This window comes from Flavobacterium sp. UM26, from assembly GCF_057922445.1.
The window spans coordinates 73,823-96,129 of record NZ_JBVHCY010000012.1; the positions used below are offsets into that span (position 1 = coordinate 73,823).

The 22,307-nt window shown below is 37.4% G+C and carries 17 protein-coding genes and 1 tRNA gene; 6 read left to right on the forward strand and 12 right to left on the reverse strand.

Translation table 11 applies throughout. The annotated features are described in order from the left end of the window. Positions 1 to 180 precede the first annotated feature (180 nt). From ACZ1AQ_RS13745 to ACZ1AQ_RS13760, 4 genes are all read left to right on the forward strand, one after another. Positions 181 to 399, forward strand: coding sequence for a hypothetical protein (locus ACZ1AQ_RS13745; RefSeq protein ID WP_489633440.1), 219 nt, complete (start codon positions 181 to 183; stop codon positions 397 to 399). Continuing rightward, a complete protein-coding gene (locus ACZ1AQ_RS13750; RefSeq protein ID WP_489633441.1) occupies positions 400 to 699 on the forward strand; it encodes a hypothetical protein in 300 nt (99 codons plus the stop codon). 303 nt (positions 700 to 1,002) lie between these two features. Then, the gene (locus tag ACZ1AQ_RS13755) at positions 1,003 to 2,277 is read left to right on the forward strand and encodes a Y-family DNA polymerase (protein ID WP_489633442.1); all 1,275 of its coding nucleotides are present in this window, start codon (positions 1,003 to 1,005) and stop codon (positions 2,275 to 2,277) included. Further along, the gene (locus tag ACZ1AQ_RS13760; protein WP_064715334.1) at positions 2,268 to 2,708 is read left to right on the forward strand and encodes a LexA family protein; all 441 of its coding nucleotides are present in this window, start codon (positions 2,268 to 2,270) and stop codon (positions 2,706 to 2,708) included. The genes ACZ1AQ_RS13755 and ACZ1AQ_RS13760 overlap by 10 nt, the downstream gene beginning before the upstream one ends. A 104-nt stretch (positions 2,709 to 2,812) precedes the next feature. Here the strand turns inward: ACZ1AQ_RS13760 and ACZ1AQ_RS13765 are convergent, their stop codons facing one another. From ACZ1AQ_RS13765 to ACZ1AQ_RS13815, 11 genes are all read right to left on the reverse strand, one after another. Beyond that, a complete protein-coding gene (locus ACZ1AQ_RS13765) occupies positions 2,813 to 4,501 on the reverse strand; it encodes a sodium:solute symporter family transporter (RefSeq protein WP_489633443.1) in 1,689 nt (562 codons plus the stop codon). Between the two features lie 50 nt (positions 4,502 to 4,551). Beyond that, positions 4,552 to 5,565: a UDP-glucose 4-epimerase GalE gene (gene galE, locus ACZ1AQ_RS13770; protein ID WP_489633444.1), complete on the reverse strand. Its 1,014-nt coding sequence runs from the start codon at positions 5,563 to 5,565 to the stop codon at positions 4,552 to 4,554. A gap of 1 nt (position 5,566) precedes the next feature. Next, positions 5,567 to 6,616 carry a UDP-glucose--hexose-1-phosphate uridylyltransferase gene (locus ACZ1AQ_RS13775; RefSeq protein ID WP_489633445.1) on the reverse strand — a complete coding sequence of 350 codons (1,050 nt, stop codon included), beginning with the start codon at positions 6,614 to 6,616 and terminating at the stop codon, positions 5,567 to 5,569. Between the two features lie 108 nt (positions 6,617 to 6,724). Further along, positions 6,725 to 7,894: a galactokinase gene (gene galK, locus ACZ1AQ_RS13780; protein WP_489633446.1), complete on the reverse strand. Its 1,170-nt coding sequence runs from the start codon at positions 7,892 to 7,894 to the stop codon at positions 6,725 to 6,727. Positions 7,895 to 7,980: 86 nt separating this feature from the next. Further along, positions 7,981 to 10,407 carry a DUF4982 domain-containing protein gene (locus ACZ1AQ_RS13785; protein WP_489633447.1) on the reverse strand — a complete coding sequence of 809 codons (2,427 nt, stop codon included), beginning with the start codon at positions 10,405 to 10,407 and terminating at the stop codon, positions 7,981 to 7,983. Between the two features lie 135 nt (positions 10,408 to 10,542). Continuing rightward, entirely contained in the window at positions 10,543 to 11,577 is a 1,035-nt protein-coding gene (locus ACZ1AQ_RS13790) for a glycoside hydrolase family 53 protein (protein WP_489633448.1), read from the reverse strand. Between the two features lie 2 nt (positions 11,578 to 11,579). Then, positions 11,580 to 12,677: a glycoside hydrolase family 53 protein gene (locus ACZ1AQ_RS13795; RefSeq protein ID WP_489633449.1), complete on the reverse strand. Its 1,098-nt coding sequence runs from the start codon at positions 12,675 to 12,677 to the stop codon at positions 11,580 to 11,582. A gap of 10 nt (positions 12,678 to 12,687) precedes the next feature. Then, on the reverse strand, positions 12,688 to 13,719 hold the full coding sequence (locus tag ACZ1AQ_RS13800) for an aldose epimerase family protein (RefSeq protein WP_489633450.1): 1,032 nt from the start codon (positions 13,717 to 13,719) through the stop codon (positions 12,688 to 12,690). Between the two features lie 248 nt (positions 13,720 to 13,967). Next, positions 13,968 to 15,026 carry a SusE domain-containing protein gene (locus ACZ1AQ_RS13805; RefSeq protein WP_489633451.1) on the reverse strand — a complete coding sequence of 353 codons (1,059 nt, stop codon included), beginning with the start codon at positions 15,024 to 15,026 and terminating at the stop codon, positions 13,968 to 13,970. Positions 15,027 to 15,052: 26 nt separating this feature from the next. Next, entirely contained in the window at positions 15,053 to 16,663 is a 1,611-nt protein-coding gene (locus ACZ1AQ_RS13810) for a RagB/SusD family nutrient uptake outer membrane protein (protein ID WP_489633452.1), read from the reverse strand. A gap of 6 nt (positions 16,664 to 16,669) precedes the next feature. After that, positions 16,670 to 19,627 carry a SusC/RagA family TonB-linked outer membrane protein gene (locus ACZ1AQ_RS13815; protein ID WP_489633453.1) on the reverse strand — a complete coding sequence of 986 codons (2,958 nt, stop codon included), beginning with the start codon at positions 19,625 to 19,627 and terminating at the stop codon, positions 16,670 to 16,672. A gap of 260 nt (positions 19,628 to 19,887) precedes the next feature. Between ACZ1AQ_RS13815 and ACZ1AQ_RS13820 the strand changes: the two genes are divergently transcribed. After that, positions 19,888 to 20,886, forward strand: coding sequence for a GntR family transcriptional regulator (locus tag ACZ1AQ_RS13820; protein ID WP_489633454.1), 999 nt, complete (start codon positions 19,888 to 19,890; stop codon positions 20,884 to 20,886). 45 nt (positions 20,887 to 20,931) lie between these two features. On the opposite strand, the gene ACZ1AQ_RS13825 is transcribed toward ACZ1AQ_RS13820, so the two are convergent. Beyond that, positions 20,932 to 21,011 (reverse strand) — tRNA-Leu (locus ACZ1AQ_RS13825). A gap of 283 nt (positions 21,012 to 21,294) precedes the next feature. Between ACZ1AQ_RS13825 and ACZ1AQ_RS13830 the strand changes: the two genes are divergently transcribed. After that, positions 21,295 to 22,236, forward strand: coding sequence for a ribose-phosphate pyrophosphokinase (locus ACZ1AQ_RS13830; RefSeq protein WP_064715323.1), 942 nt, complete (start codon positions 21,295 to 21,297; stop codon positions 22,234 to 22,236). Positions 22,237 to 22,307 lie beyond the last annotated feature (71 nt).

Genomic DNA, 22,307 nt, shown 5'->3' on the forward strand with positions numbered 1-22,307 from the left:
TTATTTAGTAAAATCCCACACTATTTTACTTTCAAATCAGAGAAAAGCTGAATCCTTCTTTTTATGTTAAAAGAAATTTGTGTGTAACAAATTCATCTAAAATCGCTTAAATTTGCTTAACTTTCTCATTTAAATAAGAACATAAAGCAGTTGTAAAACGCTATAAATCATATTTCAACTATGGCTACAACCACTTATAAACAAGTCAATACCAAACTTAAGAATCTACCCGATTCTGTTTTAGAGGAAGTAGAAAACTTTATTGACTTTCTAGCTTACAAACACGCTCAAAGCGCTCTAGAAATTCCGCAATGGCATAAAGAAATTGTCTCCAAACGTATTCAAGACAATAAAAAGCCAGTTGACGCATTTGAAATGCTTGACAATCTAGACGTTTAAATGACGAAATATACCATTACTGCTGATCCAAGAGTAGCGGACGATTTAATTGAAGCTCGAGATTTTTTGAACTCAAGAAGAAAAGGATACGGCAAAAAATTTTTAAATGAATATCGTAGTTTTTTAAAAAGTTTACAACACAATCCCTTCTTTGAAATACGATACAAACAAGTACATTGTGTACCTCTTAAAACCTTTAAGTATATGATACATTTTAGCATCGATACACAAACCAAGGTTGTCCATATTTATGCGGTGCTATCAACCTATCAAGACCCCAACCAACACTGGATTAAATAAATGTTAATTTTATTTTACGAATAAATATAATTTTTATTCGGTGTTAATAAGATAATATAAATGACAATCCGTTACTTGCACTAATAATAAAAATGGCACGCGGATGACGCAGATTTAAACGGATTTTTGATATACAAATCAGCGAAAATCTGCACCATCCGTATCATCCGTGTTCCATAGTTGAATTGCTGGTACACATCGCGGACAGTCATATAATTTAATACTGTGTTAACTTATCAACAGCTACAAAAAATTAACTATCGTTAGCTACTTACAGCAGTTCGAATGCTGTAAATTTGTGCTATGTATGCTTTAGTCGATTGTAATAATTTCTATGCTTCTTGCGAACGTGTTTTTCAACCGAAACTCAACGGAAAACCCGTTGCGATATTATCCAATAACGATGGTTGTGTGATTTCAAGAAGCAATGAAGCCAAAGCGGTTGGCATTCCTATGGGCGCACCTGCCTTTCAAATCAAAGACTTAATAAAAGAAAAAGAAGTCGCTATCTTTTCTTCCAATTATCCTTTGTACGGCGATTTGAGTAATCGAGTGATGAACATATTGAATCAGTTCACCCCAAATATAGAAATTTACAGTATAGACGAAGCCTTCCTAAATTTTGATGGCCTTTCGATTGAGGACTACCACAGCTACGGACTTCAGATGAAAACCCGAGTGCAAAAATGGGTGGGAATTCCGGTTTGCATTGGCTTTGCCGAAACCAAAGCACTCTCTAAAGTTGCCAATAAAATTGCTAAAAAATTCCAAGATCGCACCCAAGGGGTTTATGTTATTGACTCCGAAGAAAAACGCATCAAAGCCCTAAAATGGACTAAGATTGAAGACGTTTGGGGCATTGGGTATCGCACGACTAAAAAAGCCAAACTGCGCAACATACAAACCGCACTAGATTTTATACAACCGCAACACGAAGCTTGGATAAAAAGAGAAATGGGCGTTGTTGGCCTTAGATTGAAACAGGAATTAGAAGGCAAATCCGTATTAGATTTAGAACCTGTTGTGCTTCAAAAAAAGAGCATTGCCACTACTAGAAGCTTTCCAAAACAAATCGCAGAATTTGATTTACTTAGAGAACGCATCGCTACTTTTGCCGCAGTTTGTGCCGAAAAATTACGCAAACAACATTCCTGTTGCCATACTATTATCGTGATGTTGGTCATTGACAAACACTCGGTCAACGCTTCAAAATACTATTTCAATAAAGCCATAACATTACCTTACGCAAGCAATTCGACACTAACCATTTCCAACGCTGCCATCGCTTTACTGAAAGAATTGCACCAAGGCAACGAAGGCATTAAGTTCAAAAAAGCGGGGGTAATTGTGACCGAACTGATTGACGAGAACAAAAAACAATTGCATTTGTTCGAAGAAGAAAACCCAAAACATTTGGCTTTGATGCAAACCATCGATCAGCTCAATCGCAAAATTGGAATGACAAAAGTAAAATTGGCTACCCAAAATTTGAGTCTGACTTGGAACATGAATCAAAATCATTTGTCACCAAAATACACCACAAAGTTTAAAGAAATACTCGAAATACAATGTCTGTAAACAAAGAACAAAAGCTCACTTTCTTCCGTCCAGACTTCGAAAGCGAACTTCGAATACCGTATATCAATGAGGGCGTTTCGGCAGGATTTCCTTCGCCGGCAGCAGATTTTATGGAAACCAACATTGATTTGAACAAAGAATTGAGCGAAAATCCATTGGCTACATTTTACATCAAAGTAAAAGGCAATTCTATGATTGATGCCGGTATCAATGACAAAGATGTATTGGTCGTTGACCGAAGTTTGGAACCCAAAAACAATAAAATTGCAATTTGTTGCATTGACGGCGAATTTACCGTAAAACGCATTCAAGTCGAGAAAGATTGTATGTATTTACTCCCCGAAAATCCAAGTTACAAACCCATTTTAGTTACCGAAGAAAACCAATTAATCATTTGGGGAATGGTAACTTATGTGATTAAAAAAGTATAGGCTACAAACCCATTTTAAAAATTACAATGTAATGCTGTTACCAAATAAAAAAGGTGAAACCGTACATATGGCTTCACCTTTTTTAAAATAACTGATGTTTACTTCTACCAAAAAATAGCATACAGCGCCACTAATAAACCAACAATTATGAGCGTACCAACTGCAAAACTATTGGAGACTTTAAACATTTTGGTATCAACTTCTAAACCTTTAACCACAACACCTCGTTTCTCATCCCACAAACTAATTACTACCATCATCAAAACACATAGTACAAATACAAATCCCATTCTATCTAGAAAAGGAATTTCAAATGCCATCGTTTTGTCTTTTTGTTCTACTAAAGTTGCAAATCCGTATTGGGATAGAAATTCTAAATTCATCAATTGAGGCAAAAACTTAAAAATCACTGACAATACAAAACCGCCTATCGTCGCAAACAAAGCGGCATTAGAACTTGTTTTTTTCCAAAAGAAACCTAAGATAAACATGGCAAAAATACCTGGACTCACAAAACCGGTGTATTCTTGAATGAACTCAAAGCCTCCTTTTTTATCAATACCTAAAAAGGGAGCGATTACTGCGGCTACAAGCATCGCTACAACAACCGTGATTTTCCCCACACGAACCAATTGCTTTTCAGAAGCCTCCGTGTTTATTTTTTTCTTAAAAATATCCAAGGTAAAAATGGTAGAAATACTATTTACTTTTCCTGCCAATGAAGCAACCACAGCAGCAGTCAAAGCCGCAAAGGACAATCCCTTAAGGCCTACAGGCAACAAATTCAACAATACAGGATATGATTTGTCTGGATTCAAAATGCCGTCAGCATCGAGCATCTCCGTTTGTAATCCCCCTTTCATATGAATAACATAAGCTGCTATCCCAGGAAGCACTACAATAATAGGCATTAACAATTTTAAGAAACCCGCGAATAAAATTCCGCTTCGAGCCGTTTCCAAATCTGCACCCAAAGCACGTTGGGTGATATATTGATTACAACCCCAATAATTCAAATTCACAATCCACATGCCACCCAAAAGTACGGTTAGACCTGGCAAACTTGGATAATTTGTATTACTACGATCCAAAATCATATGAAAATGATCTCCAGATTGATCGAACATATAATTGAAACCTTCGACCATACCCGTTTGTCCATTGAGTTCTGCAACTTTATTCAAAGCTAAATAAGTAGTTACTAATCCTCCAAAAATCAAAAAAACTACTTGAATTACATCGGTATACCCAATAACTTTCATTCCTCCTAAAGCAATAACGATTGCGAAAAAAGCCAAACCATACATACACAAATCCAATTGAATACCTGAGATTCCATTAATTGCCAAAGCTCCTAAATATAAAATGGAAGTAAGGTTTACAATCACATACAAGAGCAACCAAAAAACAGCCATAATCATGGCCACATTACCATTATAACGTTGACTCAGAAATTGAGGCATCGTATAAATTTTATTCTTGAGATACACTGGAATGAAAAACACGGCCACAATAATTAAGGTCAAGGCAGACATCCATTCATAGGTAGCAATAGCCAAACCCATTTTGAAACCATTACCAGACATGGCAATGAATTGTTCCGAAGAAATATTAGAAGCAATTAAAGACGTACCAATTGCCCACCAAGTAAGAGAACCTTCGGCTAAAAAGTAATCGTGTGATGCAGATACTGATTGAACCTGTTTACGTTTGTAAACATAGTAGCCATAGCCTGCAACGATAAAAAAATAAAATAGAAAAACTAGGTAATCATATATTTGTAATGCATTCATTGGGTAATTTATTATTTGTTTATTATTTTCTTTTTGGCAATTGTAAAAGATTATTTTCTAACCTTTTGTTCCCATTTCCAAGCACTATCAATGGCTTCTTCAAGAGTTGCTGCTGTTTTCCAGCCTAGTACAGTATTGGCTTTTTCGGTATTGGCATAGGCTTCGGTTACATCGCCTTCTCGTCGTGGTACGATGGTATACGGTAGCTTTTGCCCACTCACTTTTTCAAAAGCCGTAATCACTTCGAGTACAGAACTTCCTTTACCTGTTCCTAAATTGAAGACCTCTAATGCCGTTTCATTTTTCTTATCCAACAAGCGTTGCAAAGCCACTACATGCGCCTTGGCCAAATCTACTACGTGGATGTAATCTCGCACACAAGTCCCATCAACCGTAGGATAATCATTCCCATAGACGGACAATTCTTTGCGTAAGCCCATTCCGGTTTGTGTAATAAAAGGAACTAAATTTTGAGGAACCCCAATAGGCAATTCTCCAATTTCAGCAGAAGGATGCGCGCCAATTGGGTTAAAATAACGCAGCAAAATAGCATTGAGTCCACTTACTTTAGTCACATCGGCAATGATTTCTTCTCCTATTTGTTTGGTGTTTCCATAAGGAGACATCGCAGCTTGAATAGGCGTAGTTTCTGCAATTGGCATCATTTCGGCTTGACCATAAACCGTGCAAGAGGAACTAAAAATGAAATGAGCTTCTGGCTTTTTTTGCAATTCTTGCAAAAGATAAACCAAAGAAGCAATGTTGTTCTCGTAATACAATAAAGGATTTTGAACACTCTCGCCCACCGCCTTAGAGGCAGCGAAATGAATCACTCCTGTAACTTCAGTATATTTGGTAAAAAAAGCTTGTACTGCCGCTTTTTCTCTTAAATCAATCTGTTCAAAAATAGGCTGCTTTCCTGTGATTCTTTCAATTCCACCCAAAACATCAATAGACGAATTCGATAAATTATCAATCACGATTACCTCATAACCAACATTTTGTAATTCAACAACCGTATGCGAACCTATAAATCCTAAACCTCCTGTGACAACTATTTGCATCTTATTTGTTTTTATAATGAACTACTGACAATCCTCTCAAAACCTCAGCACTTTTCTCTGGAGTAATATCACGCTGTGACTCGCCCATCATTTCATAACCTACCATAAATTTCTTTACCGAAGCTGAGCGCAACAACGGCGGATAAAAATGCATATGAAAATGCCATTCTGGATGTTCTTGACCATCTGTTGGCGCCTGATGAATCCCCGAAGAATACGGAAAGGAAGTCTCAAAAAGATTATCGTATTTGGTGGTTAATTGTTTTAAAATAATCGCAAAAGCAGTAACCTCAGCTGAACTAAAGTCTGTGATTTTGGACACGTTGCGTTTGCTTACAATCATGGTCTCATAAGGCCAAATCGCCCAAAAAGGCACCAAGGCTACAAAATGCTCATTCTCGATAACGATGCGCTCTTGTGCCTTCAATTCTGCTTCAACATAATCTTGCAATAAGGTTCGGCCTTGTTGTTCATAATACTGTTTCAAGCTATTATGTGTTTTTTCTACCTGCGTAGGTAAAGACGATTGTGCCCAAATTTGACCGTGCGGATGCGGATTACTACAGCCCATCACACTGCCTTTGTTTTCAAAAATTTGAACATGATTAATATAATCTATAGCGCCCAAAGTGGTGTATTCATTTTGCCAAGTCGCTACAATATTCTCGATATTCTCAACCTCCATTTGAGGTAAAGTCAAATCGTGTCTTGGTGAAAAACAAACCACTCTAGAAATGCCTCGTTCTGGTTTTGCCTTAAAAAAAGTAGGCGTATTGTTTTCTTCAAAAGCAATAGGTTCTTGTTTTAGCGCAGCAAAATCATTCTCGAAAACATAACAAGAATCATAAGCAGGATTCACTTCGCCATTGGCACGCACATTCCCTGGACATAAGTAACATTCAGGGTCGTACTCTGGCAATGGCACACCTGATATGGTTTCTTTTTGACCTTGCCAAGGTCTTTTGGAACGGTGAGGAGAAACCAAAACCCATTCGTTGATTAAGGGATTAAAACGTCTATGTGGGTCTTCGTTGATATCAAAATTTTTCATGCTATTCATTTTATGCTTTTTGACACAGATTTAACGAATTATCACAGATTAATTTTGTGCTTAAAAATTTGTGCAAATCTGTGGAATCAGCGTTAAGTTTTTTATTTGTTATGATGGCTCATATAAGGATGTACCGTTTCCGATTTTAACATCGTAGATTTTCAACTCAATGTTCCATTTTTCTTGGTACAATTGAGCGAATTTTTGTTTAACGACTTCTTCCTTTCCTTTTTTAATCAAAGTAATGGTGCAGCCACCAAAACCACCGCCCATCAATCGGGAACCTATTACCGCCTCATCGGCTAAGGCCAATTCGACCAAGTAATCCAACTCAGGACAGCTCACTTCGTATTCTCTAGACAAACCATCGTGCGTTTCAAAAAGTAATTGCCCCAAAAGTTCAATATTTCCAGCATCCAAAGCTTCGCAGGCTTTAGACACACGAGCAATTTCTTTTACTACATAATGCACACGTGTAAAAACAACCGCATCCATTTTGTCTTTCAAAGTCAACAATTGCGCTTCGGTACAATTTCTGAAACTTTTGATGTCAGGAAAATTAGCTTTGATAATTGCCAAACCTTCTTCGCATTCTTCTCTTCTTTTGTTATACGCCGACGTAAACAAGGAATGCTTCACGTTGCTATCAAATAACACCAAAGCATAGTCTTTAAAATCAGCGTTGTGGTACTCAAATTCCAGCGTATTACAATCCAATTTGATGACCTTATTTTCTAGCCCATGCACACTAGCAAATTGGTCCATAATACCACAATTGATTCCCACCCAATGTTCTGCCTTTTGGCTCATCAATGCGCGATTTTGTTGGCTAATGTCTAGATTAAAAAGCGATTGCATTCCGAAAAGAAAACCACATTCTAAAGCAGCCGAAGAAGACAATCCAGAACCTACGGGAATGTTGCTACTAAAAACACAATTAACTCCACTAAAATCAAAGCCATTGTCTTGCAATTGTTTCAAAACTCCTAAAATATAATTATGCCAAACGGTTGAACTGAGTTGAATCTCTTTCGACAAATCGATTTCGAATTCTTGATTCAAATCAATAGCCACAATTCGAGAAGTAGTCGTCTTACTTTTTTCGAAAGCAAAGCAAATAATCTTATCTATAGCAGCAGGCAATACATAGCCATCGTTATAATCTACATGTTCTCCAATGATGTTAATTCTTCCTGGAGAAAGCACTATTTTTTCAGGTGCATTACCAAATGCATCCTGAAAAAAAGCCGTCGTTTTTTGTATTAATGAATCATTCATTATTTTGAATATTATCCTCACCCCCAGCCCCTCTCCAAAGGAAAGAGGAGTTTGTTCGGTTTAATTTATAGTTACTCTTTGTGTTTTTATTTCTCAGATACTAGGTTCAGTTTACCACTCTTCAGGCCATCACCAGTTACTTCCAATTTGATATCGCCTTTGATAGTTTTCGATTTCACCAATACAACCAATTTTCCGCTAAACAATTTCATGGTGTCCTTATGGAACATTTCGAGTGAAGTCGCATCACCATTACAAGCGGCGCGGTACGTACCTGCTCCTGACACTTTAAATTTTAATTGGTTTGTGGCTGTTGGACAAGGCACTCCATTTTTATCCACTACAGAAACCGTCACAAACGAAATATCCTCGCCATCGGCTGTGATCGTTTTTCGGTCGGCATCCAAAACAATTTGGTACGGTTGACCAGCGGTTTGAATTTCCTTCTCTTCAGCCACTTTGCCATTGTCATCATAAGCCACCACTTTTACCGTTCCTGGTTCATATTTTACATCCATCCACATCAAGCGGTAACGGTTTTGCGGAGTGTTTTTATTTTTGGTTTGCACGCCCATACTTTTGCCATTGACAAAAAGTTCGGCACTGTTGTAACTGGTGTACACAAAAACAGGAGTTGTTTGGCCTTCGCGACCTTCCCAGTTCCAATGCGGTAAGATGTGTAGCGTAGTGACCTTGGTATTCCAACGGCTTCGGTACAAATAATAACGGTCTTTCGGTAAGCCTGCTAAATCGTTAATTCCGAAATAAGAACTACGAGACGGCCAGCTTTCGTCATAAGGTGTCGGTTCGCCCAAATAATCAAAACCTGTCCAAACGAATTCACCAATTACCCAAGGTTTATCATCCTGAAGTACAAAATCTTCATCGGGAACATTGGACCAACTACAGGCTTCCAAATCATACGATGAAGATTGAAAGTCTGGATATTGCTTCATTTTTTCTTGTACTACAGGAAATTTGTAAATCCCTCTAGAACTCACGGTTGATGCCGTTTCGGAACCCAAAATGAATCCTTGCGGGAATTTTTTGAATGCCTCATCATACAAATGCACGCGATAATTCAATCCTGGAATATCCAACAAAGCTCCAAAACCAGACTCCATAGTCGCTTTCACTTGATCCATTCCTACGGTTACAGGACGCGTTGGATCTTCTCTATGAAAAATCTCCTGCAACCATTTTGCTCGTTTTACACCCGCTTCTCCCCACTGATCTGGAACTTCATTCCCTGAACTCCACATCACAATTGAGGGATGATTTCTTGTGGCTTGTACCAAATTCACTATGTCTTTTTCAGCATATTCGTCAAAAAAGCGATGGTAGCCGTTTTCTACTTTTGGTAAAACCCATTCGTCGAAACTCTCTGCCAAAAACAAAAAGCCCATTTCGTCTGCCAACTCCAATTGCTCGAAAGAAGGCATATTATGCGAACTGCGAATGGCATTGCATCCCATATCTTTTAAAATGGTCAACTGTCTACGCAAAGCGGCTTTGTTTACCGCAGCACCAAGTGGCCCCAAATCGTGATGCAAACAAACGCCTTTGAATTTGGTCACCTTACCATTAAGACTAAATCCTTTATTGGCTTCATATTTAATTTCACGAATTCCAAAACGAGTGGCCACCTCATCTTTTAGTTCATTGCCAACATACAATTGAGTAACCGCTTTGTACAAATACGGTGTTTCTGGACTCCACAATTTTGGATTCTCTACTTTTAAATTCTGATCAAACTCTTTTCCGAAGCGTAAAGAAGATTCCTCAGTACTTACTTTGCGTCCTTCGGCATCAAAAATGGTGGTCACCAAACGCGTATTTTCGCCAGAGGCTTTGGTCTTAATATTGACTTTGGCCACGGCATCACTAATAAAAGGTGTCGTTATAAATTGCCCCCATTGGTCAATGCTTTCATTGTTCTTAATAATAACACTTACTTTTCGATACAAACCAGCTCCGGGATACCAACGGGAGGCAAATTCTTTATTGGATAATTTTACTGCTACAGTATTAGCGTCTTCTTGAATGAATTGAGAAACATCAAAATAAAAATAACTATAGCCATACGCCCATTCTCCTACTTTTTTTCCATTCAAATATACTTGAGGTTCGCTCATCGCGCCTTCAAAAAGGAGTAGTACTTTTTTTCCTTTGGTTTCTTTAGGCAAAGTAAATGTATTGCGATACCACGCCGTACCCATATGTGGTAAGGCTCCGGTTCTACCTGTTTTTACGGTAGGAGTATTTTCGCCATTTTGAGAAATAGCAACTGTTTGCCTGTCATTTTTTTTGTCAAAAGGACCATATATTGCCCAATCGTGCGGAACAGTAACCGATTCCCATTTCGAGTCGTTGAAGTTCGTTTTGAAAGCGTCTTCAACATTTCCTTTTTGAAATTTCCACTGGGTATCCAATACCTTTACCACTCGTGCTTGAGAGAAAACTATTGTGGTGAAGGTTATAAAAACCAACAAAAAAAAGGGTGTTTTTTTCATTTGTACAACATATTTTTGAACCATATAAGGCATTTAAGGCCATATAAGGTTTTTATTTTAATCTATAGCGTTTCCTCATTTCTAACATTCAGAAATATGGTTTACGTATTTCGTCTTTATTCTGAATCCAATTCATTATTCTTTAAAAGCATCCAATGCAGGTGAAGGTTTTCCGTCTTGTTGCCAAGCACTCAAGCCATAACCACTCCAAGATTTGGCTCCTTGCGGCTCCCAATACAAAACGCCCAAGCCTTTATGATTAGGAACAGCTTTTACGGCTTTGATTGTAGCTGCTAGGAGTTCTCTGGTGTTTTGTACTTGTTCATCAACACCTCCGACTTCGACCACCATTACTTCTTTCTGATAACGTGAAGCCATATCGTTCAGATTCTTTTGTAAATCGGCTATGGTTTCTGAATAGTCTTTTTTGATCCAAAATGGATAGAAAGACAGACCAATAACGTCATACTTTACTTGATGCTCGGTCGCTTTATCGAAAAACCATCGGAATTTTTCGTTGTTGTTTCCTTCGTCTACGTGCACAATTACTTTGATTTTGGCGTTCACGGCTTTGGTTGCTTCGTATCCTTTATTCAATAATTGCGCTAGTTGAGCCCAATTGTTCGTGCTCCCATCAGGCCAAAGCATTCCGCCAGGAATTTCATTCCCCACCTGAACCCATTCTGGAGTAATACCTGCTTTTTTTAAAGCGGTCAACACATCAAATGTATGTTCATAGACTTTATCTTGTAACGCATCGAACGATAAGTTCGCCCAAGCAGCAGGTTTGGCTTGTTTGGCGGGATCGGCCCAAGTATCGCTATAATGAAAATCGATCATAATGCGCATTTTGGCTTTTTGAGCACGTTTGGCCATAGCTACTGTTTCTTCCTTACTGCAATGACCGCTTGCTTTGTCTTGACTTGGATTGACAAATACACGCAAACGAATGGTATTCATCCCGCGTTCTTTTAGCAATTGCAAACAATCTTTTTCCTTTCCGTCGGTATCATAAAAACGATAGCCCGTAGCTTCCATTTGCGGCAACCAACTCACGTCGGCCCCTTTGGCGAAAGCCGATGTATTTTTCTTTTGTCCAAAAACAGGCATACTTAAAGCAACAAAAAGTAGAATAAATATGCTGAATTTGATATACTTACATTTTTTCATAACTAATTAGTAAACGCCTGTAAAACGGGCAATGATTTGTTCGAAAAATCGTAGAAAGCTTGGTTTTCAAAAGTAGAACCATTGGTAGCTTGATTGCCTTTGAAAGCTACCCATTCGCCTCCCCAGTACGCAAAACCTTGTCCGTAGGTAGACGATTTAACGATGTCTTTTATCGCCAACACGAAACTTTTTTGTCCTTCGGGAGTAGCAGGATAACCTATTACTAATTGGTCTGTTTGTCCCATAATATTATTGGTCCAATCATTATAGCCCAATGTAAAAGGATAAGCAGTTTCTGCAATCAATACTTTTTTAGAAAAGTTTTTTCCTAAGGCATCAATAGTCGTTTTAACTGTTGATAAATCTTTCCCGTGCCAGATCGGGTAATACGATAAACCGATATAATCATAATCAACACTTTTTACTTTAGTAAAAAACCAATTAGTATCTGAAGCCGAAACACCTGCATAGTGAATCATAATTTTGGTATTTGGTGCTTTACTTCGAATGGTAGCGCTAGCGGTTTTTAACAAATCTATACATTGTGCTTCTTGATTGATTAAATTACCTTGTGGCCAAAGCAATCCGCTATTGATTTCGTTCCCGATTTGAAAAATATCTGGATTGATTTCGGTCAAAATAGTTGTGGTATATGTGGCTACTGCCGCTTTCAAATCCGTAAACGATAAGTTTTTCCAAGCAGCTGGAGTGGTTTGAACCGCAGGATCTGCCCAATCGTCAGAATAGTGAACCGTTAACCAAACTTTTAAGCCTGCTTGTTTCACTCGTTGTGCTAGAGCCTTTACTTCGGTCAACCCAGAATGTACGTTGGCTGGATCTTTCCACAAACGAATTCGGATGGTATTACAACCAACACTTTTTAGGGTAGTCAACATGTCTTCATTTTTTCCGCTGTGGGAAAACACTACGCCCGCCGCTTCTATTTCTGGCAAAAAAGAAATATCTGCCGCTTTGATAAAATCGCTTGTTACAACAGGTGGTATAACTGTCCCGCCATCGCTTTTTTCGCTATCGCTCGAACATGCTGTTTGCAACAAAACGCTTAATAAAAAAACTATTGTTAAGAATGTTTTTTTCATAATTAGGTAATTAAATTGATTTGGATTGGAATTTATAGATGGTTTTGTGGTAATAATTTTCACCTTTTTTTAATTCTGCCGATGGAAAATGAGGATGATTAGGTGCATCTGGAAAATTTTGTGTTTCAAAACAAATTCCGCTCAAAGGATGGTAATTGACTCCCTCTTTTCCTGGAATGACATCAAAACAATTGCCTCCCACATACACATGCACTCCGGGTTGATTGGTATAAACCGACAGTTGTAAGTTGTTTTTGGAACTGTAAAGCGAAGCCGCCATTTCTTCTTGGCTTCCTATAACAAAAGTATCATCAATAGACTTCGGACAGTTTTTAGCTTCCAAAAAATCGAAGGCACTTTCGGCTACAGCCAAAACCCTACCAGTTGGTATGTTTTGATGATTTTTCTCTATTACTTTATTGGCATTAACAAATAAATCTTGATGCGTTACCTCATGTTGATGACCATCGAGATTAAAATAACTGTGATGGGTCAAGTTCAATACAGTGTCCTCGGTCGTACTAGCATTGTATTCTACCAACAATTCATTCGACTCTGTCAAACTATATGTTACCGTTACGGTCAACTCACCAGGAAAATTCTCTTCGCCAGCAGGACTCTTATATGACAAAGTAACTGCTGAATTGATACCTTTTTTTACTTTCTCAATTCTCCAGTTTTTTTGATGAAAACCAGTGGCTCCACCATGCAACAAATGCGCACCATGATTGGGATTTAACTTAATGGTTTGACCGTTCAAGTCAAAGCTACTATCCTTAATTCTCCCAGCATATCTGCCTATTATTGCTCCAAAATAAGGAGGACTTGGCAACTCAAAGGATTGGATATAATCATTTAAGGTTTCGAATCCCAAAACCACATCTACTTTTTTATGATTTGCTATTGGAATTTTTACAGATGTTACTGTTGCCCCATAACTTATCACATGAACTTGCATGCCGTTTTTATTGGTTAATAGAACCTCTTGGACTTCCTCACCGTTAGGCAATATACCATATGATTTGTTGATGGAGAGTGTCATAATTTGAGAAATTTATTTTATTTGAGCTTATTTTTTATCAAATGTGAAATTCAAATGTAGAGAAAAAAAGAAGAAAAACATACCAGTACCTACCAGTTTTTTGTACAGTAAGAAAAAAGTTAGAATAACAAAAATCAACCTACTAAAATGCTCTGTATTATTACAAAAAAATTAAAACGTCTGTAAAAAAACAACCCCCGATAGCAACTGCCACCGAGGATTGAAAAGTATAAAAAAACCAAAATTTATTACTGTGCTACAATGAACGTGTAACGCCCATCTAAATCATTGAACCAGATATCGTATTTACCAGCTGTTACGATAATATCACCTCCATTATCTCCCCAATTCACATCCCAACTGTTGTTGGCTCTGAATTTCATCTTACCATCTTTTAATGTTTGAGTAATTTTCCACATATGCGCATCAAAAGTAGATTGAACCATTGGCACACTCACATCCCAACCAGAAGGTAAGACATCCCCAACAATTCCTACTGTTGCATAGGTAGTCATAGGTCCTGTATAAGGCGTTAATGTATAGGTTAATGATTCTAAATTCAATTCAAAATAATAGTATCCTGCTTTATCTGTAGGGAAAACAGCTGGATCTGGGGCACTGTCATTGGCTCTGTATTTTACTTTGTCCCCATCGACACCATACATAGAAGCCCAGAAACCTAATTGCTCAATTAATTTGAATCCGCCAGCATTGAAGTATCCTGTGTAATAAAATTTAGCATTGTCTTTTGTATCTCTAAAAATAGGCATATTCCCTTTATTCACATCCCAACCAGCAGATGTTCCAGGTCCCACTTGATATAAATCTACTTTAGGAAAAACGCCTCTGTAAGGTGTTACCACAATACTTATTGCCTTAGAATACTTAGGTTGAGAGCCAGTAGTACCCACGGTAGATTTGATACGAATATCAATCGTTCCCTCTACTTCAGGAGTTAATCCAAAATCCAACGCTTTGGTGTTTAGCTCCGACACTTTAATCGTAGCAAATGAATTTGATGTTGCATTGATTTCGACTGGTGCAGCAAAATCAGTTCCGCTTTTGGCAAACTCAACCGTATAGGTTACGATAGTTGGGGTGCCATAAGATACTTTTTCCCAAGTTAAAGTAAGAGCCGTATTATCTGGTGTGGCTTTGTTCAGAATTACTTTCGAACCCGCATCAGGAGTAATAATAGCAAAATCAGCTTCTTGTGGTTCAAGAATCATCAAATCAGTTTCGTTATCACAGGACCAAAATCCTAAAATAGCTACAAAAGCAACTAATAGTTTATATGTGTTTTTCATTTCTTTAGTGTAAAGTGGTTATTTTTTTAGTATCCAAGGTTTTGAGTTAGGTTGCTATTTGATCCCAAAGAACCCGCAGGAATTGGAAACAAATCCATAAAAGCCGGAATAGAAACTCCCGTAGAAGCATTGCCTTTCCAAGCCCAATTGTAAGAACCGCCAGAGAATTTCCCAAAACGGATTAAGTCCTGTCTGCGGTGAGCTTCCCAGTGTAATTCACGAGCTCTTTCGTCTAAAACAAAATCAAGAGTCAAATCAGCAGGGACGATATTACCAACAGTGGTATTGTTATTGGCTCTTCTTCTAAGGGCATTCACATAATCTAATGCTTTGGTAACATCTCCGCCAGCTCCTCCACGTAAAGTAGCTTCGGCATACATTAAGTAAACATCGGCCAAACGAAATAATGGAAAATCAGTATCGGCATATGTAGAACTTGTTCCATTTTGCCCAGTAGCCGTTTTATTGGAATATTTAGACAAGATGTACCCTTGAGTTTTAACTCCAATATCTGCAATATCAATCGTTCTTTGTTTGGAAGCACTTCCTGCTACGCCAGTTCCTATTGTTTTACGTGTATCTTGATTGAATTTGGTACCATCAAATTTTTGAGCAAATTCTTTTCTAATTCTCAAGGCGCCACTCCATCCACCTATTCCAAAATCAGCGCCGTTGTTTTCCCATACACCAATTTGTCCATTGGTCAATACTGTAGTAGCTCCCCAGTTTTGAGTTTTGGCACCATCAGATTGAATGGTAAAAATCATTTCAGGTGAAGTATGATTATCAGCTTTGAAATTGTCTAAATAATTTGCTTTCAAAGAATAACCCGCAGCGATAAGATCATTACACATGGTAATACAATCGCCGTAACGCTTAGTTTTGGTATATACTTCGGCATTCAAGTAAATTTTAGCTAAAATCATTTTTGCCATTCCTTGATCAACGCGTCCGTATTCATTGGTTCTTGCGGCTTTCAAGTTAGGAAGCGCGGCTTTTAATTCTGTTTCTACAAAATCAAACAATTGTTGTCTTGTAAACTCAGGTCCTTTGAAATTGATAGGATCTGCTTCTGTATACATAGCTGCTTTCCCAAACAAATCCATCATATTATAGTAGGCATACGCACGCAAAACCTTCACTTCATTTCGGTACAATTCGATTGCAGCCAAATCTTCAGCGCTAGTAATGTTACGAGATTTCAATTTTTCAGGAGTACTTTGGCGCAAAAATTCATTGGCATACGCCACAGAAGCCATAGTTCGTGAATACATTCCCAAAAGAATTGGATTGGCTGGTGTCCAAATATTGCGTTGCAACTCGGCTGTTCCTCCGTCATTTTCATAACTCCACACCAACTCGTCGGTAGTAAGCTCTTGTAAATACAACAAACATCTACTAAACTGACTTGTTCCTGCATCTACTCCTTCAAGAGAAGAAGCATCTGGTCCCCAAGTACTCGTAAGCGATAAATTTCCGTAAACACCTGCCAAGGCATTTTTGTATCCTGCTGCATCTTTATAGACAGCATCCGAAGCCAATACATCGTCATCTTCTGACACTACATTCAAATCATCGGTACACGATTGAAATAAAGTAGCCAAAGCTAAAAAGGATATAATTATATATTTCTTCATCGTTTATTAAAATTTAAGATTAAGACCAAATAGAATAGTACGCTGTCTAGGATAAATGGTTTTATCGACGCCATTATTAGTAATCTCAGGGTCTAAACCACTGTATTTTGTCAAGACAAAAACATTTTGAACTCCCGTAAACATTCTCAAGCTAGTATTTTCGTTCATTATTTTTCTGAAAGTATAGCCTAAGGTTACGTTATCCATTTTCAGGTAGGAAGCATTTTCGATATAAATATCAGACAACAACACATTTGAAGTGGTTTGGAAATTTGTGTCTAAAATAGAAGAAGGAACATTGCTTAAAATCCCACCATTTTCCATCGCCTCATATTGCGCTCTCGATGCGTCTACAGCATTGAAAATTCGGTTTCCGATACTCGCTCTTAAGTTGAAAGAGAAATCAATGTCTTTGTAATTCATTGTAGAAGCAAAACCTAAGGTAAGATCTGGATCTGGATTGTTATAGATGTAGCGGTCTGAATCATTTTTGATGTTATCTCCATTCAAATCAGCAAAAGCCCCTTCAATAGCTTTTCCGTTAGTATCATACAATTGTTTGTACACATAAAACGAATAAGGCGTATATCCTTCTCTAAAAATCTGACCTGGCGTTCCCGTTCCTGCAATGTTATCGCCTACATAAATATCTGTTCCGTACACTAAATCTTTGATTCTTCGCTCGAATTTACTTGCATTGAAATTGATGTTCCAATTGAAATTTTCTGTTTTAATTGGATTCGCGTTCAAGGTAAACTCAATTCCTTTGGTCGTAAAAGAACCTACGTTTTGGTACACACGGTTAGAGAAATTACTTCCGTCAGAGATAGCCGCATTTACCAATAAATCTTTGGCTTCTTTATAAAACACATCTACCGCACCCGTAATTACATTATTGAATACGCCAAAATCAAGACCCGCGTTGTACGAAACGGTTTCCTCCCATTTTAAGTTCTTGGTACGCTTGCTCGGCAAGGCAATTGGGAAATAAGCATTCCCAAATTGGTATTGTGAGTTACCTCCACCTAAATCGTATTTCTCTAAATAACCATTCGGGTCAGGAATATCTTGTTGTCCTGTTATACCATAGCTCAAACGCAATTTCAAATCGGAAACCACATTACTGTCTTTAAAGAAATCTTCTTTTACTTTCCAAGCAAAAGCGGCAGAAGGGAAATTCCCCCAACGGCTTTCTTTTTCAAATCGAGAAGAACCGTCACGACGATAAGACAAAGTCAATAAATATTTGTTTTTGAAATTAATGTTGGATCTTCCAAAAAAGCCTAACAGTACGACATCCGTATTCAAGGTAGTTTCAGGGAAAGTCGAGGGTAGATCTGGGTTTAAGATGTTACCGGTATCGAATCGATTGGATTCGAATTTTTGATACGAATGTCCGCCTGTTAGTTCAACATTAAAATCATTAAAAGTCTTGTTATATACAAAATAAGCATCGATCAACTTATTTCTTCTTGTAGATTCTGAGTACTCATCTGTTCCGTAAGGAATATTGTTATTGGATGGAGCCGAACCAGCATTGGCACCTACCAAACGACGTCTTTCTCCATTCGATTCATCAAAACCAAGATTCACCACAGCTCTTAAAGAAGGCAAGAAGTGAAATTTATAATCGATTTCAAAATTTCCAAAAAGTCTATTGCTCTTTCCACGATCATTAGTTTGAAGCAACTGTGCCACAGGGTTTCTTGCTGCGATAGCGATTAACGGATAATTTCCGTTGGCATCTACACCAGAAGTATACTCAAAAAATCCACCATAAGGAGCACCTTCTACACGAATAGGTTGTGTTGGATCAAAACCAATGGCAGCACCTTCAACAGCATCTGTAAAACGGTTTCTTTCATTGGCATAATTAGCAGAAAGTTTCACCTTCAAATGGTTTTCAAAAAATGACGGATTCATCACCAAACCTACCGTGTTTCTTTTGAACTCATTCGTAATTCGTAACCCTTGTTGATCGGTATTTCCTAAAGTTAAACTTGTTGGAATCAAACCAAAAAGACTTCCTCTAACCGCTAAATTTTGATCTACCAATCCTGTATTGCGGTAAATTGCCTCTTGCCAATTGGTGTTGGCTGTGCCTAATTTATCTACATCCTGTGGACGTACTTGAGCAATGGTATTTCTAAAAGCAGTTGGGCTCAATACATCAACCGTATTCACCAACTCTCCCGCTCCAAACTGTACATTGTATTCTACCGAAAGGGTTTTACTTCCCTTTTTGGTCGTGATGATAATTACCCCGTTCGACGCACGTGAACCGTAAATAGCAGTTGCCGAAGCATCTTTCAAAACCGTCATCGACTCAACTGTGCTTGGATTCAAAGAAGCCAAAAACGAAGCTGAACCCGTGTTGGTCGTGTTTTCAAGAGGCAAACCATCAATAACAATCAACGGATCATTACTTGCAAATAACGAACTTCCCCCTCTAATTCTAATTTCGGATAAAGAACCCGGTGCTCCTGAAGAATTGATAGATAAACCTGCAACTCTACCGGTAAGCATATTTTCGGTTGAGACATTTACCCCTTTGTTAAAATCTTTGGTAGCCAAAGTAGTTACAGAACCAGTAGCATCTTTTCTTTTTACAGAACCATATCCTACTTGCACTACTACCTCCTTAAGTTCATTGTCTTGTTCTTGCAATAGAACAGTTAGCGAACTTTGTCCAGAATAAATCACGGTTTGTGATTTAAAACCCACAAACGACACTACGATTTGATCTCCTTTACTCACACCAGACAGCTGAAAAGCCCCAGAAAAATCAGTAGACGTACTAACTTTAGAACCCTTAACAACTAGATTAGCTCCAGGAATTGGTTGTTTGGTTGTATTATCAACCACCGTTCCAGACAATTTGTTTTGTGCCTGAACAAAAAACGGAACAAGGAGCAGTAAAAAGAACAATCTGAAATGAATTGTTTTCAAACTTTTTGTTTTCATTAAATTGATTTTGTTAGTTATTATTTTTTTGAATATTCCAAAAAAGCAACAGAAGTGTTTCCAAATCAAAAATTAGTTTCTCATCGTTTTGGTTGCTAAAAAATGATAATCCTAATTTTTTCTGTTTTTTGTAACAAAAACGTTTTATTTTTCTATTTTTTTTGTGAAATATTAAAATCCAAAATTATACGAAGGATTATATTTTACATACCAGTACCTACCAGTTTTTTTGTATATTGCCAAAAATAAATTACCACCTTATGAAATACATTACTGTCCAAAACAACCAAGGCGTACCCAAATACAAACAAATAATTCAATCGATTGAGAAAGCCATCGAATCGGAAAAATTAGTCAAAGGCGACCAACTGCCTTCTGTGAATAAAGTCTGTTTAGCACACGATTTGTCTCGAGACACTGTATTACAAGCTTACGATGAATTAAAGAAGCGAGGTATTGTATTTGCTATACCTGGCAAAGGTTACTACATAAAAAGTGTGGAAATAAATATCAAACAAAAAATATTTTTGCTCTTTGACGAGTTGAATATTTTCAAGGAAGATTTGTACAATTCATTTTTAGAAAACATCGGAAAAAACGTTCAGGTTGACATTTTTTTTCATCATTTCAATTTTCAGTTTTTTCAAAAACTCATTGCGGAAAATAATGGCAACTACACCAAATATATTATCATGCCTACCGCTTTTGAGGAAGCACATAACACAATAAAAAACCTACCAGTACAAGATGTCTATATATTAGACCAAACCAATTCCGAATTATTTTCCTACCCTTCCATTCATCAAAACTTTATTCAAAACATTTACGATGGTCTTTTGGAGGGAAAATCTAGGTTGGATAAATACAAAAAACTAATTATAATCTTCCCTGGCTTTAGAGAACCACTCGGTATGAAAATAGGTTTTCTAAACTTTTGCAAGGACTTTGGATATGATCACGAAGTAATAACCGAATTTAAAAATCGAACCATCACACCCGGCGAAGTCTATATTATTCCAAGTGATCGCGACTTAGTAAGTGTAATCGAAAAGGCAAAATCACAGCAATTGACTATAGGTCTAGACTACGGAATTGTATCCTATAATGAAACGCCATTAAAGAAGATTGTAGAAAATGGCATCACAACCATCTCTACTGATTTTGAACAAATGGGAAAAATTTTAGCCGAAATGATTTTGAAAGGTCGAAAAGAACAAATAGAAAACAAATGCCAACTAATTTTAAGAAGTTCTTTATAAGAAGAGTATAAAAACAAAAAAACCGCTTCTTTCGAAGCGGTTTTGTACCCGGAGCCGGAGTCGAACCGGCACGGTTTCCCACAGGTGTTTGAGACCAGCGCGTCTACCAATTCCGCCATCCGGGCTTAGCAGACTGAAATAACAACAGTTATTTCTCGCAATAAAGAGATAATTAGTGGTAGCTAAATATCTTTTTTCTTTAACACGGTGCAAATGTAAAAAATAAAATTAAATGTTCAACTAAAAATACTTAATTTTTTCCTTTCAGTGTTGAATAAATTTTATAAATTTGCACCTCGTTAAAACGACACACACTAACTAACTACACCCGAGGCAAATACAAGGATTATACTTTTATCAATTAATAAAGTACAATTGTAAGCGCATCGGAATAAAACAACGAATTACATGTCACACCTAGAACCTGAAGCTAAAATTTTTGCTTGTTCACAAAGTGTATATCTTGCAGAGCAAATTGCAAAAAATTACGGAATTCCTTTAGGAAAAGTTACCCTAGCTAAATACAGCGACGGAGAATTTCAACCTTCTTACGAAGAGTCAATTAGAGGATTACGTGTTTTTATCGTATGTTCTACATTCCCAACGGCAGACAATTTGATGGAATTATTAATGATGATTGATGCAGCCAAAAGAGCTTCAGCAAGACACATTACCGCTGTAATTCCTTATTTTGGTTGGGCTAGACAAGACCGAAAAGACAAACCAAGAGTTCCAATTGGAGCTAAGTTAGTAGCTAATTTATTAGATGCTGCAGGGGCAACCCGAATCATGACCATGGATTTGCACGCAGATCAAATTCAAGGGTTCTTTGAAAAACCGGTAGATCATTTATTCGCTTCTACAATCTTTTTACCATATGTAAAAAGTCTAGGATTAGAAAACTTGACTATCGCTTCTCCAGACATGGGAGGTTCAAAAAGAGCTTATGCCTATTCTAAATTCCTAGAATCTGACGTAGTTATTTGTTACAAACAAAGAAAAATGGCTAACGTAATTGATACCATGGAATTGATTGGTGAAGTAAAAGGAAGAAACGTAATCTTGGTAGACGACATGATCGATACCGGAGGAACATTAGCAAAAGCAGCCGATTTGATGATTGAAAAAGGTGCTTTGAGCGTAAGAGCCATTTGTACACACGCAATTTTGTCTGGTAGCGCTTACGAAAAAATAGAAAATTCAAAATTAAGCGAGTTGATCGTTTCGGATTCTATTCCATTAAGAAAAGAATCTAATAAAATAAAAGTGTTGAGTTGTGCGCCACTTTTTGCCGAAGTAATGCACATGGTGCACCACAACAATTCCATTAGTGGGAAATTTATAATGTAGCATTAGTGAATAGCACTTAGTCATTAGTAATTAGCAAAAAAAGCTAATCACTAATAACCAATTACTAATCA